The organism is Micromonospora sp. S4605 (assembly GCF_003176715.1).
Taxonomy (GTDB): Bacteria; Actinomycetota; Actinomycetes; order Mycobacteriales; family Micromonosporaceae; genus Micromonospora; species Micromonospora echinaurantiaca.
Window position 1 is genome coordinate 1 of the sequence record NZ_QGSW01000095.1, and the last position, 14,010, is coordinate 14,010.

At 74.9% G+C, this 14,010-nt stretch carries 17 protein-coding genes; 11 read left to right on the forward strand and 6 right to left on the reverse strand.

Going from position 1 to position 14,010, the window contains the following annotated elements; genetic code table 11:
• From DLJ47_RS05815 to DLJ47_RS05825, 3 genes are all read right to left on the reverse strand, one after another.
• Window positions 1-219 (reverse strand): hypothetical protein (locus DLJ47_RS05815; protein WP_146228032.1); only part of this gene is annotated, 219 nt, incomplete at its 3' end.
• Window positions 220-253: 34 nt separating this feature from the next.
• Window positions 254-616, reverse strand: coding sequence for a hypothetical protein (locus DLJ47_RS05820; protein WP_088996417.1), 363 nt, complete (start codon window positions 614-616; stop codon window positions 254-256).
• 13 nt (window positions 617-629) lie between these two features.
• Window positions 630-944 (reverse strand): hypothetical protein, encoded by a 315-nt coding sequence (locus DLJ47_RS05825; protein WP_088996416.1) that lies wholly within the window; start codon window positions 942-944, stop codon window positions 630-632.
• 354 nt (window positions 945-1,298) lie between these two features.
• On the opposite strand from DLJ47_RS05825, the gene folP reads away from it, so the two are divergent.
• The 7 genes from folP (at window position 1,299) to DLJ47_RS05860 (ending at window position 5,929) form a co-directional block, all read left to right on the forward strand.
• On the forward strand, window positions 1,299-2,174 hold the full coding sequence (gene folP / locus DLJ47_RS05830) for a dihydropteroate synthase (RefSeq protein ID WP_109899065.1): 876 nt from the start codon (window positions 1,299-1,301) through the stop codon (window positions 2,172-2,174).
• Complete coding sequence (folB, locus tag DLJ47_RS05835; protein WP_109899056.1) at window positions 2,171-2,536, forward strand: dihydroneopterin aldolase; 366 nt, start codon at window positions 2,171-2,173, stop codon at window positions 2,534-2,536. Before folP ends, folB begins: the two co-directional genes overlap by 4 nt.
• Window positions 2,533-3,060 (forward strand): 2-amino-4-hydroxy-6-hydroxymethyldihydropteridine diphosphokinase, encoded by a 528-nt coding sequence (folK, locus tag DLJ47_RS05840; protein WP_109899057.1) that lies wholly within the window; start codon window positions 2,533-2,535, stop codon window positions 3,058-3,060. Before folB ends, folK begins: the two co-directional genes overlap by 4 nt.
• 76 nt (window positions 3,061-3,136) lie before the next feature.
• On the forward strand, window positions 3,137-3,679 hold the full coding sequence (locus DLJ47_RS05845; RefSeq protein ID WP_109899058.1) for a DUF3180 domain-containing protein: 543 nt from the start codon (window positions 3,137-3,139) through the stop codon (window positions 3,677-3,679).
• 117 nt (window positions 3,680-3,796) lie between these two features.
• Complete coding sequence (locus tag DLJ47_RS05850) at window positions 3,797-5,011, forward strand: ABC transporter permease (protein ID WP_109899059.1); 1,215 nt, start codon at window positions 3,797-3,799, stop codon at window positions 5,009-5,011.
• A gap of 66 nt (window positions 5,012-5,077) precedes the next feature.
• On the forward strand, window positions 5,078-5,392 hold the full coding sequence (locus DLJ47_RS05855) for a hypothetical protein (RefSeq protein WP_088996410.1): 315 nt from the start codon (window positions 5,078-5,080) through the stop codon (window positions 5,390-5,392).
• A 42-nt stretch (window positions 5,393-5,434) separates the two neighbouring features.
• Window positions 5,435-5,929, forward strand: coding sequence for a hypothetical protein (locus DLJ47_RS05860; RefSeq protein ID WP_109899060.1), 495 nt, complete (start codon window positions 5,435-5,437; stop codon window positions 5,927-5,929).
• Window positions 5,930-6,007: 78 nt separating this feature from the next.
• On the opposite strand, the gene DLJ47_RS05865 is transcribed toward DLJ47_RS05860, so the two are convergent.
• Window positions 6,008-7,000: an ABC transporter ATP-binding protein gene (locus DLJ47_RS05865; protein WP_109899061.1), complete on the reverse strand. Its 993-nt coding sequence runs from the start codon at window positions 6,998-7,000 to the stop codon at window positions 6,008-6,010.
• 2 nt (window positions 7,001-7,002) lie between these two features.
• Between DLJ47_RS05865 and DLJ47_RS05870 the strand changes: the two genes are divergently transcribed.
• The 4 genes from DLJ47_RS05870 to DLJ47_RS05885 all read left to right on the forward strand — a co-directional run bounded on the left by DLJ47_RS05870 (window position 7,003) and on the right by DLJ47_RS05885 (window position 11,411).
• Complete coding sequence (locus DLJ47_RS05870; protein WP_109899062.1) at window positions 7,003-7,692, forward strand: ABC transporter permease; 690 nt, start codon at window positions 7,003-7,005, stop codon at window positions 7,690-7,692.
• 40 nt (window positions 7,693-7,732) lie between these two features.
• Window positions 7,733-8,455 carry an ABC transporter permease gene (locus DLJ47_RS05875; RefSeq protein ID WP_088996406.1) on the forward strand — a complete coding sequence of 241 codons (723 nt, stop codon included), beginning with the start codon at window positions 7,733-7,735 and terminating at the stop codon, window positions 8,453-8,455.
• 229 nt (window positions 8,456-8,684) lie between these two features.
• Complete coding sequence (locus DLJ47_RS05880) at window positions 8,685-9,689, forward strand: glycine betaine ABC transporter substrate-binding protein (protein WP_109899063.1); 1,005 nt, start codon at window positions 8,685-8,687, stop codon at window positions 9,687-9,689.
• Between the two features lie 159 nt (window positions 9,690-9,848).
• Complete coding sequence (locus DLJ47_RS05885) at window positions 9,849-11,411, forward strand: hypothetical protein (RefSeq protein ID WP_233257677.1); 1,563 nt, start codon at window positions 9,849-9,851, stop codon at window positions 11,409-11,411.
• 58 nt (window positions 11,412-11,469) lie between these two features.
• Here the strand turns inward: DLJ47_RS05885 and DLJ47_RS05890 are convergent, their stop codons facing one another.
• A complete protein-coding gene (locus tag DLJ47_RS05890) occupies window positions 11,470-12,657 on the reverse strand; it encodes an NADH-quinone oxidoreductase subunit D (protein WP_199235716.1) in 1,188 nt (395 codons plus the stop codon).
• On the reverse strand, window positions 12,654-13,973 hold the full coding sequence (locus DLJ47_RS05895; RefSeq protein ID WP_233257678.1) for an SAM-dependent methyltransferase: 1,320 nt from the start codon (window positions 13,971-13,973) through the stop codon (window positions 12,654-12,656). Before DLJ47_RS05895 ends, DLJ47_RS05890 begins: the two co-directional genes overlap by 4 nt.
• Window positions 13,974-14,010 lie beyond the last annotated feature (37 nt).

Genomic DNA, 14,010 nt, shown 5'->3' on the forward strand with positions numbered 1-14,010 from the left:
GGACGGTGCGGAGGCGGGCTCGGTGGCGGCCCGGCGCTGCACGGGGCGGGGCGCCTGGAAGACGCCCACCCCGCCGTGGCCCGGGGCGGGCACCAGCGCCGGGTCGAGGGCGGCCTCGTCCGGCTCGCGGTCGTCCGCGTAGTCGAACGATCGCGCACGGTTACCGGGTGGGGCGGCCGGACGCCCGGCCGGGGAACCCGGCGTGGAAGAGCGGCTCATGCGATCGCCTCACCCGCGTCGTACGACTGCCCGGTCATGCCAGTTCCTCCCGGATCCTGATCCGGCTGCCGACCAGGCGGGGATCGCGCTGCTCGGTGGCCGGCTCCCGGGTGCGCCGCCAGTCGGTCAGCGCGGTGCGGATCACCATCCGCGCCGGCCGGTCCGGGTCGACGTACCGGAAGACGAACGAGGTGGTCACGATGGCGAGCGCGATCTCCCAGGCCGGGAAGAGCTCCACCTTCAGCGTGAACAGCCAGTGGATGAACATGTAGAGGGGGACGAGCAGCATGAACAGCCCGTACTGGGCGTACGGGAGGTGGACCGGAAGGGTGTAGCCGGGCGGCCCGAGGTAGACCAGGCGAGCCCGGTAGATGTCGTCGTCGGTGCGCAGCCGCATGTCGAGCCCGCGCCTATTCGAAGATCAGGTCGATCAGGTAGTCGCCGATGAAGAACAGCGTGGCCGCTCCGGCGATGAACGCCAGGCCGACGATGGCGATCGCGGAACTGGTCAGCACCTTGGAGATCTCGCCGCGGCTGGCCCGGCCGATGAAGATGACGCCCAGGACGGCGAGCAGGATCGGCGCGATCTTGCTGGCGAAGAAGGTGACGACACCCTCGGTGTCGATGCCCTTCGGCGCCGGCTCGGCGAGTGGAGTCGACGCCAGGGTGGAGAGCAGGTGGGCGGCGGTCGAGGACGCCGTCTCCATCAGCTCGATGGCGATCACTGGTACCTCCCCATGTCGCGGCCGGCGGCGCCGCGGCGGTGCAGTAGACGTGCCTGGGCGGGAACGGTGCTTGTGCGCAGCGTGCGGGACCCTGCGTTCGTTGCTCACCACGGAGAGTGGTGAGCTTTGGCCGGATATTTCCCGCTTCGGCCCTCCCTCCAGGCTTCGCCATCTCGATGCTGGGCAATTCCAAAGCGTACGGGCCGCCCCCCTTTGCGACAAGCCGCGAAGAGGCTGCCCGATCCGGCCCGGACGACCGATCGTACACCTGTTCCAATGCCCATGTCAGGGGTGTCGTACGGACGGCCGACCCGGGCCCGCCCGGGCCGTTCGGCGGACCGGTACCGTCAAGCCGTGACCGATCTGGTACGGGCCCCGGCCCCGGTGGTGATGGGCGTCCTCAACGTCACGCCCGATTCCTTCTCCGACGGCGGACGGTACGCCGACCTGGACGCCGCCGTCGGACACGGCGTGCGGCTGCGCGCCGACGGCGCCCACCTGGTGGACGTCGGCGGCGAGTCGACCCGGCCCGGCGCCGACCGGGTGGACGCGGAGACCGAGGCGGCCCGGGTCCTCCCGGTGATCCGGGAGTTGGCCGCGGCGGGCGTGCCGACCAGCATCGACACCAGCCGGGCCCGGGTGGCCGAGGCGGCGCTCGCGGCCGGCGCGGCGGTGGTCAACGACGTCTCCGGCGGTCTCGCCGACCCGGACATGGCCCGGGTGGTCCGGGAGGCCGGCTGCCCCTGGGTGCTGATGCACTGGCGCGGCCACTCCCGGGGGATGCGGGAGCTGGCCAGCTACACCGACGTGGTGGCCGACGTCCGCGCCGAGCTGGGCCAGCGGGTCGACGAGGCGATGCGGGCCGGCGTCGCCGCCGACCGGATCGTGATCGACCCCGGGCTCGGCTTCGCCAAGACCGCCACCCACAACTGGGAACTCAGCGCCCGCCTGACCGAGCTGCTCGAACTCGGCTTCCCGCTGCTGTTCGGGTCGAGCCGCAAGTCGTACCTCGGCCGGCTGCTGGCCGGTCCGGACGGCACCCCCCGGCCGACCGACGGCCGGGAGGCGGCCACCATCGCCACCAGCGTGCTCGCGGTGGCGTCCGGCGCCTGGGGGGTCCGGGTGCACGACGTGCGGGGCACCGTGGACGCGCTGGCGGTCTGGCAGGCCACCGGCCGGCCCCGGCTCGCCGCCACCGGGCCGGTGCCGAGCGGAGGAGGGGACTGGTGACCGACCGGATCGAGCTGACCGGCCTGCGGGCGCACGGTCGGCACGGGGTGTACGACTTCGAGCGCGAGCAGGGCCAGGACTTCGTCGTCGACGCCGTGCTGGAAATGGACCTGGCGCCCGCCGCCCGCTCCGACGAGGTGACCGACACCGTCCACTACGGCGAGCTGGCCGAGCGGCTGGTCGCGGTGGTGACCGGGGAGCCGGTCAACCTGATCGAGACGCTCGCCGACCGGCTGCTGGCGGTCTGCCTGGCCGACCCCCGGGTGGTCACCGCGACGGTCACCGTGCACAAGCCCGAGGCGCCGGTGCCGCACGCCTTCAGCGACGTGGCCGTCACCATGACCCGGACGCGTGCCCGGTGACCCGGGCCGTCCTCTCGCTGGGCAGCAACCTCGGTGACCGGCTCGACCACCTGCGCTCGGCCGTGCACGCGCTCGGCGACAGCGTGCTGGTGGTGTCCGGGGTGTACGAGACGCCGCCGTGGGGCGACACCGACCAGCCCGCGTACCTCAACGCGGTGCTGCTGGCCGCGGACCCGGCGGCGACCCCACGGGACTGGCTGGAGCGGGCCCGTGCCGCCGAGCGGGTCGCCGGGCGCACCCGCGACCCGGCCCGCCGGTTCGGCCCGCGCACCCTCGACGTCGACGTCATCGCCGTCTGGACCGACGACGACGAGCCGGTGGTCAGCGACGATCCCGAGCTCACCCTGCCGCACCCCCGGGCGCACCTGCGGGCGTTCGTGCTGCGACCGTGGATCGACATCCAGCCGTACGGCCGGCTGCCCGGCCACGGCTGGCTGACCGACCTGCTTACCACCGGGCCGGCCGCCGCCGACGCCCTGGATCTGCGTCCCCGGCCGGAACTGGCGATAGAGTCGACGCCATGAGCGAGCGCCAGCGAGCGAATCATCGGCTCGGCGCGGTGGTGCCTCGTGGCGGCACGCAGCGAAGCGGAGTGCCGGCATGAGCCGGGCGCAGTCCCGACCACCCGGGGGGCCGGGGCCCGGCCGGTCACGGATGGGTCCGACCCGGATCTCCACCCTGGTGGTGGCCGCGCTCGCCGCCGCGGCGGCGGCCTGGCTGCTGATCAGCGGCCTCTACTACAGCGGCCTGCCCCGGCTGCCCTGGTTGCCGGTGGTCACCCTGGCCGGGCTCGCCGTGCTGGAGGCGTACGCCGCGATCAACACCCGGGGGCGGATCGAGCGCCGCCCCGGCCGCGACCCGGTCAACCCGCTGATGGTCGCCCGGTTCGTGGTGCTGGCCAAGGCGTCCTCGCTGGCCGGCGCCATCTTCGCCGGCGGCTACGCCGGGCTGACCGGCTGGCTCTTCGTGGAGAACACCCGGGCCGCCACCGAGGACCGACCGGCCGCCGGCGCCGGGCTGCTCGCCTCGCTCGCCCTGGTCGCCGCCGCGCTCTGGCTGGAACGCTCCTGCCGGGTACCCGAGCAGCAGGACGACGAGGACCGCGAGCCCGGCGACCGGGACACCCGCCCCGGCCCGCGCTGATCGAGGGGTTACGCGGGACTCCCTGCGCAGGTACCGTGCCTGGCGACCGGAGAGCAACGGCCGCCCCGGTCCGCCCGCGCGTCGGACCTGGACGACCGGCCAGGGTGGGAGGCGTTGATGGGGTACGACGAACCGGGGCGCGACGGGTCGCTCGAGCCCTCGTCCGGGGTACCGGCATCCGTCCTGGAGAACGTCTTCGACGACCCCGCGCACGGCGAGCCCGGCCGGGACCGGATCGGCGTGCACCTGCTCTGGGAGGCGCTGCTGCTGATCGCCGTGGGCGTGGTGGGTTACCTGCTGTGGCGGGAGAGCCCCGAGACGCTGCGCGGCAGCGGGCTGCGGTCGCTGCTGGTCGCCGCGGTCACCCTCGGCCTGCTGGCGCTGGCCGCCGGGCTGAGCCTGCGTACCGCCGTGGTCAACCTGACCGTCGGCCCGGTGGCGGTGGCCGCCGCCCTGCACGTGGCCGAGCAGGGCGACCGGGGCGTGGTGAACGCCGTGGCTCCGGCCGCCGCGGTGGCCGCCCTCGGCGGGCTGGCACTGGCGCTGGCCGTGGTGGTGCTGCACGTGCCGGCCTGGGCGGCGAGCCTCGCCGGCGCGGCCGGCGTGATCGTGTACATCGAGCAACGCTCGGCGCCGGTGCTGGTGCAGGGGGAGTACGACCCGAACAGCGGCGCGACCCAGCTCTTCGCCGGGTTCGCCGCGGTCGCCGTGCTCGGTGGCCTGCTCGGGGCGGCCCGACCGGTCCGCCGCCTGGTCGGCCGGTTCCGTCCGGTCGCCGATCCGGCCCGCCGCCGGGGTGCGGTGGCCGCGTTCGTCGCCGCCGGGGCCCTGATCGGCTCCACCGTGCTGGCCATGCTCGCCGGGGTGCTGGTGGCCGCCGGTGGGGGCGGTCCGGTGGCGCCCACGCCCGGGCTGGACTGGACGGTGCTGGCGGTGGGCGCCGCGCTGCTCGCCGGGACCAGCGGGTACGGCCGGCGCGGCGGCGTCTTCGGCACCCTGCTGGCGGTCTGCCTGGTGACCCTCGTGCTCAGCTACGCGCAGGCCAGCGGCTGGACGGTGAGCCGGTGGGCGGTCGGCGGGGCCGCGCTCGGCGTCGGGCTGGTGGTCACCCGGCTGGTCGAGACGTACGGGCGGCCGGCGGCGGGCACCGCGGCGGAGTCGGCGCCGAGCGGGGACGGCCGGATCAGCACCGGCTGGACGATGACCCGGTCGGACCCCGCCGACACCTGGCCGCCCACCCTGCCCACGCAGACCACCGAGAGCCCGGCCGACCCGTGGAGCTCCCCGCAGTGGGACACCGGACCCCGTCGGTGGGACGACAGCGGCCGGTGAGGACCGCCGAACGGGCCTGCCGCGTCCACCAGGCCCCGGCTGATCTCGGCGGTTAGGCTCGGCGGCATGACCGACACACCATCGACCCCCGGGGCCGACCCGTCGTTCGCCGCGCTCGACGCGCTGTCCACTGAGGAGTTGCGGGAGCGCGCGTTCGAGGTCGCCCGGGACCGCCGGGACGTGGGGTTCTTCTGGTCGGTGCTGCGCCACCTGCCGAACGCGGACGAGGCCGCCGCGCTGGACGGGGCGCCGAACTCGATCGGGCCGATCATCGACGAGGCCAACGCGCTGTGGCGCGAGCTGACCGGCCACGGCTACGACGAGGCGGAGCCGCTGCTACGGGCCGCCTTCATCGACTACCTGATGAAGCACCCGAAGTGACGCCGGCGCCCGCCGAGTGGCCCGCCGGGAGCTGACCCGCCGATGGCCCTCACCAACCGACCGCGCCGCATCGGCCGTTACGGCACCGCGGCGGGCACCGGCGCGCTGGCCGCCCTCGTCCTGGTCGCGGTCTGCGGCAGTCCGGCGTACGTGGGCTGGGCACAGGACCACACCGACCCGAACTCGGCCGGCGGCTGGTTCCTGCGGCTGCTCGGCTGGCCCGCCTGGCGCTTCTCCGGCGAGGACGGCGGGCTGCTCGCCGGCAACCTGCGCGCGGTGCTGCTGGTGGTGCTCGCGGCGACCTTCCTCTACCTGCTGCCCGCCGCCCAGGTGGCCCGGGTGCAGGGTTCGGTCAGCCAGTTCTTCTCCGGCTGGGCCGCGTACGTCCTGGCCGGCGGCCTGGCGTCGCTGCTCGCGGCGTTCCTCGGCCCGGACCCGACACTGCTCGCCGCGCTCCAGGCCGCCGGCACCGGCGCCTCGTACGGCTTCCTCGCCGGCTGGATCGTGGGCACGGCCAGCCTGGGCGGACGGGCCTGAGCCCGGGCGCGGTCGGTCGTCACCCGCCCCGGTGGCCGTCGCCGCCGGTCGGGACGGGTCGCCGCCCGGGTGCGGGTCTCAGCGGTCGGACCGGCCGGCGTCGAGCAGGTCGGCCCGGCTGAGCACGCCGACCGGCCGCCCCTCGTCGGTGACCAGCACCCGGTCGGCCGTCGCGGTGAGCATCACCGCGAGCGCGTCGTACGCCGGACCGCCGAGCGGGACCGCCGGCAGGTCGGCGGGCGCGTCGGCCAGCGGCGCCAGCATCTCCCGGGTGACCGGCGTGACCACCAGCCGGCGGATGCCCCGGTCGGCGCCGACGAACTCCCGGACGAACGGCGTGGCGGGCGCGCCGAGCAGGGCCGCCGGGGTGTCGTACTGCTCCAGGTGACCGCCCTCGGAGAGCACCGCGATCCGGTCGCCGAGCCGGACCGCCTCGTCCAGGTCGTGGGTGACCAGCACGATCGTCTTGCGCACCTCGGCCTGCAACCGCAGGAACTCCTCCTGCAACCGGCTCCGCACGATCGGGTCGACGGCCGAGAACGGCTCGTCCATCAGCAGCACCACCGGGTCGGCGGCCAGCGCCCGGGCCACCCCGACCCGCTGCCGCTGCCCGCCGGAGAGCTCGTGCGGATAGCGCCGGCCGAACTGCGCCGGATCCAGCCCGACCAGCTCCAGCAGTTCGTCGACCCGGCGCCGGCTGCGCTCCCGGGGCCAGCCGAGCAGCCGGGGCACGGTGGCGACGTTGGCGCTGACCGTCTGGTGTGGAAAGAGGCCGACGTTCTGGATGACGTAGCCGATCCGCCGGCGCAGCCGGACCGGGTCCGCCCGGGTCACGTCCTCGTCGCCGAGCAGGATCCGGCCGCCGGTCGGCTCGACCAGCCGGTTGATCATCCGCAGCACGGTGGACTTGCCGCAGCCCGACGGGCCGATCAGCACCACCAGTTCACCGGCCTTGATGTCCAGGCTGAGCTCGCGGACCGCCTCGGTGCCGTCCGGGTAGCGCTTGCGGATGCCCTCCAGGGTGATCGACGCCGCGCGCGGCTCGCCGGTGCTCTCCGGGGTAACGTCCACGTATGTCCTTCCGCCTGAGCTACCGGGCCGACCCGGGTAACCCGTGGTTCTCCTGGCAGTACGTGCGGGACAACTCTGACACGATCCTCGCCGCGGTGCGGGAGCACGCCTCGCTGACCGCCCGCGCGGTGCTGATCGCCGCCCTGGTCGCGCTGCCGCTGGCGGTGGCCGCGTACTGGTTCCGCCGGCTCGCCGGGCCGATTCTCGCACTCACCGGCGTGCTCTACACCATCCCGTCGCTGGCGCTCTTCGCCTTCCTCGCGCCCTATCTGGGCATCGGCGCGATCACCGTGCTCAGTGTGGTGGTGCTGTACGCGCTGCTGGTGATCGTGCGCAACGCGATCGCCGGGCTCAACCAGGTGCCGCCCGAGGTCCGCGAGGCCGCCGAGGGGATGGGCTACGGCCGGTGGGGCCGGCTGTTCCGGATCGAGCTGCCGCTGGCCCTGCCCGGCATCCTCACCGGACTGCGGCTGGCCACGGTCTCCACGGTGGCCCTGGTCACCGTCGGCGTGGTGATCGGTCGCGGCGGCCTCGGGCAGCTCATCTTCGCCGGCTTCCAGAACAACTTCTACAAGGCGCAGATCATGACCGGGACGCTGCTCTGCGTCCTGCTCGCCCTGGTGCTGGACCTGCTCCTCGCCGGGGTGGGTCGGCTGCTCACCCCCTGGCTGCGGCGCGGGCGGGCCGCGTGACCGCCCGGCCCGGCAGCCCGGCCCGTGAAAGGGGACGACGGTGAACCCGGTCGAGGCGGCCCTGGTGTGGCTCAACGACCCGCTGAACTGGACGAACCCCGGCGGCATCCTGGACCGGCTCGGCGAACACCTGTCGATGTCGGCCGCCGCCGTGGCGCTGGGCTGCCTGGTGGCCTGGCCGATCGGGCTCTGGCTGGGGCACACCGGCCGCGGCGGTGGCCTCGTCGTGCTGGTGGCCAACCTCACACTCGCCGTGCCGACGCTCGCCCTGCTGACCATCCTGCCGCTGACCTTCCTCGGCTTCGGCCGCCCCGCGGTGGTGGTGGCGCTGGCCGTCTTCGCGGTGCCGCCGCTGCTGGCCAACGCGTACACCGGGGTGCGGCAGGCCGACCCGGAGGCCCGGGACGCGGCGCGCGGCATGGGCTTCTCCGGCTGGCAGTTGCTGCGCCGGGTCGAGCTGCCGCTGGCCGTGCCCTACCTCGCGGCGGGTTTCCGCACGGCCGCGGTGCAGGTGGTGGCCACCGCGGCGCTGGCCTCCTTCGTCAACGGCGGCGGGCTGGGCCAGATCATCCGCGCCGGGTTCGGGCTCGACATCGCCGCCGGCGGCGGGCAGATCCTGGCCGGGGGCGTCCTGGTGGCCGGCCTCGCGGTGCTGGTGGAGCTGGTGCTGGCCGTGGTCGAGCGGCTGGTGACCCCGCGACCGCTGCGCCCGGCCCGCCGCCGGGCGAGCCGGCGGGCGGCCGACGCGGTCGCCGGTGGCTGATCCGCCGGTCCCACCGCTGACCAGCGGCGGCCCTTCCGAACCGGCCGGCCGGGGCACGGATCGGCGGTGCCGGCCCTCGGGGTGACGATCCGGTGACGAACGTCGCTCGAAGTTGTCGGACCCGCGCGGAAGATGTTGGGTGGAAACGCGGGCGATCGACGAAGCAGTCGCCCGTCGGACACGCGGCCGGCCCGACCCGGGTCGCGCCGGGACACGGAAGGCGGGCATCATGCGCGCACGTACACGCTTGGCGGTGGGGGCGGTCGGCGCCCTCGCGGCGGCCGGGTTGCTGACCGGATGCGGCGACGCGGGCTCCTCCGGCACCGACGCGCCCCAGCAGGGCGCCACCGGGGCCGGCTGCGCCCCCGTCGCCGGCGACCAGCTCGTCGTCCTCGACGACGACAAGAAGCTCCAGAACACCGACAACGTCATCCCGGCGGTCAACGTCGACGTGGCCACCCCGCAGCTGGTGGCGGCGCTCGACAAGGTCTCCGCCGCGCTCGACACGCCGAAGCTGATCCAGCTCAACAAGGCCGTCGACGTGGACCGTAAGACGCCCGAGGTGGCGGCCAAGGAGTTCGCCACCGCGAACGACCTCACCGCCGGCATCGCCAAGGGCCCGGGCGGGCAGATCGTGGTCGGGGCCGGCAACTTCAGCGAGAGCCAGACCCTGGCCGAGCTCTACAAGATCACGCTGACCGCCGCCGGCTACCAGGTCCGGGTGCAGCAGATCGGCAGCCGGGAGCTCTACGAGCCGGCTCTGGAGAAGGGCGAGATCCAGGTCGTCCCGGAGTACGCGGCGACCATGGCCGAGTTCCTCAACACCAAGGCCAACGGGCAGAACGCCCAGCCGGTCTCCTCCCCGGAGCTGGACAAGACGGTCACCGCGCTGAAGGCGGCCGGTGACAAGGTGGGCATCGCCTTCGGCGCGCCGTCGGCCGCGCAGGACCAGAACGCCTTCGCGGTCACCAAGGCGTTCGCCGACAAGTACGGCGTCAGCACCCTGTCCGACCTGGCCGCGAAGTGCTCCGGTCAGGCCACCGTGCTGGCCGGCCCGCCGGAGTGCCCGCAGCGGCCGAAGTGCCAGGCCGGGCTGGTCGAGGTCTACGACTTCAAGGCCGGCTCGTTCAGCTCGCTCGACGCGGGCGGTCCGCAGACCAAGAACGCGCTGAAGACGGGCGCCGCCAGCGTCGGGCTGGTCTTCTCCTCCGACGGGGCGCTGGCCACCGGCTGAGGGCTCGATCCGGAGTGCGGCGGCGTACCTCTCGCCGCCGCGCTCCGGGCGCACGGCCATCGTCGCTCCTGTTAACCACGGGTCAACGCCCGGTAAAGCCCGGCCGGGGATGCCTCGGACCGTTCCCAGGCACGGCAACTCTCGGTAGGCTGCACACCCATGTCAGCCCCGGTCGCCGCCGCCGACAAGCGCAATCCACCCCTGCTCACCGCCCTGTTCTGGATCGGTGTGGCGCTGGCGCCGGTGGCGGCGTTGATCCTGCTGGTCGCCGACGGCAACGGGCCGCTGCGGTTCGCCGCCGTGCTGGCCATCCTGGCCGTGGTGCTGATCGGCCTGTCGATCGCGTTGCGCCCCGACGGCGGCGGCCACGGCGACACCGAGGAGCTGCTGGAGGAGATCGAGCAGCTGCGGCGCGAGCTGCGCGGCGAGATCGTGGCCGCGGCCCAGCGCGGCAACCAGGCGCTCGACCACGCCCAGCGGGCCCAGGAGGCGGTCGCCGCGTTGCGCCGGCGACTCGACGCCAGCAGCGCCGCGCTGGCCGGTGACGACCAGGCGGGCGCCGGCCGCGCCCGGGTGCCCGCCGCCGAGCCGGCGGAGGAGCCGGCCGCCGCCCGGGGCCGCGTACCGGACGAGGCGGCGCCGCGCTGGGGGCAGCCGGCACGCGACGACGAGGAAGCCCGCCGGCCGCAGCCGGCCGCCCGGTACGGCTCCTCGGGCGGGGTGTACGGCGGCGGCGAGCGGCCGAGCACCGGGGTGTACGGCGCGGCCCGGCCGGCGGAACCCGACGGCCGCTCCGAGGCCGCGGCCCGCCCGCTCGGGGTGGTCCGGCACACCGAGACCGTGCACGTCACCACCCGGCACACCATCGTGGACGGCGCCGCCGGGGTGCCCGGCGATTCCGGCAGCCGCTACGGCGGCGGCTACGCCGGCGGATGGACCCCGGCTGGCGAGGAGCGGTCGTGGGGCGGTGCCGAACCGGACGGCCGTTCCTGGTCCGGGTACGGCGACCGGAACGACGACCGTGGCTGGTCGGCCCAACGGGACGAGCGGGACCGGTCCGGGCAGCGCGAGGACCGGGGCTGGTCCGACCGGCGTGACGAGCCCGGCTGGTCCGATCAGCGGGACGACAGCGGTTGGGCCGCGGGTGCTGAACCGGGTTGGCGCGAGCCGGCCGGGCGCGACCGGTCGTACCAGGCGGACGAGGACGCCGAGGGCGGCGAGTACTGGTCGCAGCTGCGCGCCGGTGACCGCTGGGCAGCGGTGCGCGACGACGAGCACGGCCGTGAGGTGCGGGTCGGGGAACGGCGCGCGGAGGTGCTCGCCGACGCGGGCGGCACCGAGTACCGGGTGGCGGACCGCTGGGCGAGCGCCCGGCGGGGCCACGACCGGGACGACGCCGAGGGGTGGCGTGAGGGCTGGGCCGAGCCGGAGGACCGGCCGGCGTTGCCGGCCGGCGGGGTGCCGGTGCCGGTGCCGGACGAGTGGCGCCCGCCGCGGCAGCGCGGCCACCAGCCCGAGTCACGCGGCTACCAGCCCGAGCCGTCACGCGGCCACCAGTCCGAGCCGTCGCGCGGCTACCAGTCCGAGCCGTCGCGCGGCTACCAGTCCGAGCCTGAGCCGGAGCGGTGGCGGCCGCGCGCCGAGGAGCAGCGCTACGGCTACCCGCCGCAGGACGACTCACCCCGCGCCGGCGGCGCCCGCTCCGCCGACCGCTGGCGCTGACCGCCGGCACAGGCCGCTGGCGCTTACCGCTGGCGCTGGCCGGCCCGGCCGTCCTGCGTCACTTGTCGATGTCGCCGACCACGAAGAACATCGAGCCGAGGATGGCGATCAGGTCCGGCACCAGGCAGCCGGGCAGCAGCGTGGCCAGCGCCTGCACGTTCGCGTACGAGGCGGTGCGCAGCTTGAGCCGCCAGGGCGTCTTCTCGCCCCGGGACACCAGGTAGTAGCCGTTGATCCCGAGCGGGTTCTCGGTCCAGGCGTAGGTGTGCCCCTCGGGCGCCTTGAGCACCTTCGGCAGCCGGGTGTTCACCGGCCCGGTCAGCCGGTCCACCCGGTCCAGGCACTGCTCGGCGAGGTCGAGTGAGGCGTACACCTGGTCGAGCAGCACCTCGAAGCGGGCGTGGCAGTCCCCGGCGGTCTTCGTCACCACCGGCACGTCGAGCTGGTCGTAGGCCAGGTACGGCTCGTCCCGGCGCAGGTCCAGGTCGAGCCCGGAGGCGCGGGCGACCGGACCGGACGCGCCGAACGCGGCGGCGTCCGCGGCCGACAGCACCCCGACGCCGACGGTGCGGGCCAGGAAGATGTCGTTGCGCCGGATCAGGTTGTCCAGGTCGGGCAGCCGCCGGCGCACCTCGCCGATCGCGGCGCGGGCCCGGCCGGTCCAGCCGGAGGGCACCTCCTCCTTCAGCCCGCCGACCCGGTTGAACATGTAGTGGATCCGGCCGCCGGAAACCTCCTCCAGCACCGCCTGGAGGGTCTCCCGTTCCCGGAAGGCGTAGAACATCGGCGTGATCGCGCCGATCTCCAGCGGGTACGAGCCGAGGAACATCAGGTGGTTGAGCACCCGGTTCAGCTCCGCGAGGGCCATCCGCAGCCAGGTCGCCCGCTCCGGCACCTCCATGCCCATCAGCCGCTCGACCGCGAGCACCACGCCCAGCTCGTTGGCGAAGGCGGAGAGCCAGTCGTGCCGGTTGGCCAGCACGATGATCTGCCGGTAGTCGCGTACCTCGAAGAGCTTCTCGGCGCCCCGGTGCATGTAGCCGACGATCGGCTCGGCGGAGACCACCCGCTCGCCGTCGAGCACCAGCCGCAGCCGGAGCACGCCGTGCGTCGAGGGGTGCTGCGGCCCGATGTTGAGCACCATGTCGGTGCCGAGCTGCTCCCCGCGGGTGCCCGCCACCAGGCCCGCCCCGGTCCCGACGGTCAGCTCGCGGAGGTCGCCGGCGTCCGTGGTCATGCCCGTCATCGTGCCATGAACGGCGCCGGGTCGATGCCGACCGGTTGCCGCAGCCACCAGTGGCCGCCAAGCCCGGCCGGGTCGGTCAGCTCGGCCACCGCCGACGCGGCGGCCAGCGCCCGCACGTACCCGGCCGGGTCGCTGGCGGCCAGGCTCAGCGGCGGTCGGCCGCCGTCGGCCCCGAGCGCCCGCAACCCCTCCCGCTGCGACCCCAGGGCGTACGCACACCGGGCGACCCGCTCACCGGCGGAGGCGACGGAGTCGATGGCGACGTGCGCGGTCACGTCGCACGACCCGTCCGGCACCGGCGGCACCTGCCGCCCACCCCGGTACCCGGTCAACGTCCCGTCCACCGGCCTGTTCTCCCGCAGGTGCCCGTAGTCCACCGCCAACGCCAGCCCTCGGTCGACCTTCCGCACCGCCTCCGCCCAGGCCGCGTCCCGGGTCCGGCCGATCTCGGCGCGCGCGCCGATCCCGTGGTCACTGTGGGGGGTTTCCGGGCAGCCCGGCCGGCTCCGGGCGGTCAGGCTTGATCCCTCCGCCGGCCGGGCTGCCCGGAAACCCGACCCGGTCGAGCTGCAAGAGTTCGTCACGCTGGTCAGAAGTGCCGAGTCGAGGTCGGAGGGGGAGTCCCGCTCCGCGCCGGGAACCGGCCACCAGGTCGCCAGCCACTCGGCGTCGGCCGGGCTGACCTGCCCACCCACGCTCTCCTCGCCGGTCAACGGATCGACCAGCAGATAGCGCCAGCTGCCGCCGGTGTGCACCGCCACGTCGAGCGGCACGTTGTCGAGCCACTCGGTGGCCACGAGCAGCCCGGTGATCCGACCGGGGATCTCATCGGACCAGGCAATCTCGGCGGGCAGGTCATCGGGTCGGGGGGCGAGTTCGACAGCGGTGAGCCGCAACCGCCGAACGAGCGGCTCCCGGTCAGCGACCCCGCCGGACGGTGGTCCGAGCGATGCAGCGGCCACCGCGCCCCCGGCGCCCCCGGAAGGGTCAGACCCCACCGCGCCCCCGGAAGCGGCGAACCCCGCAGTGTCGTCGGAGGCGGCGGCCAAGGTGGCGAGGGTCCGTAGCAGCTCGCCGCGACCAGCGCCGACGTCGACGACGTCGAGCCGTTCGGGGTGGCCGAGGGCGGCGTCGACCTGCTTGACCAGGCGCAGCAGCGCGCCGGCGAACGCCGGTGAGGCGTGGACACTGGTGCGGAAGTGGTCGGTCGGGCCGGAGCCGGAGACGAAGAACCCGCCCGGCCCGTACAGCGCCCGGCCCATCGCGTCCCGCCACCGGGTCGACATCCGCTCGGCGCAGCTCTCGGCGTGCGTCACCGCCCGACCCTACGCCGACCCGGCCTCACCCCACCCC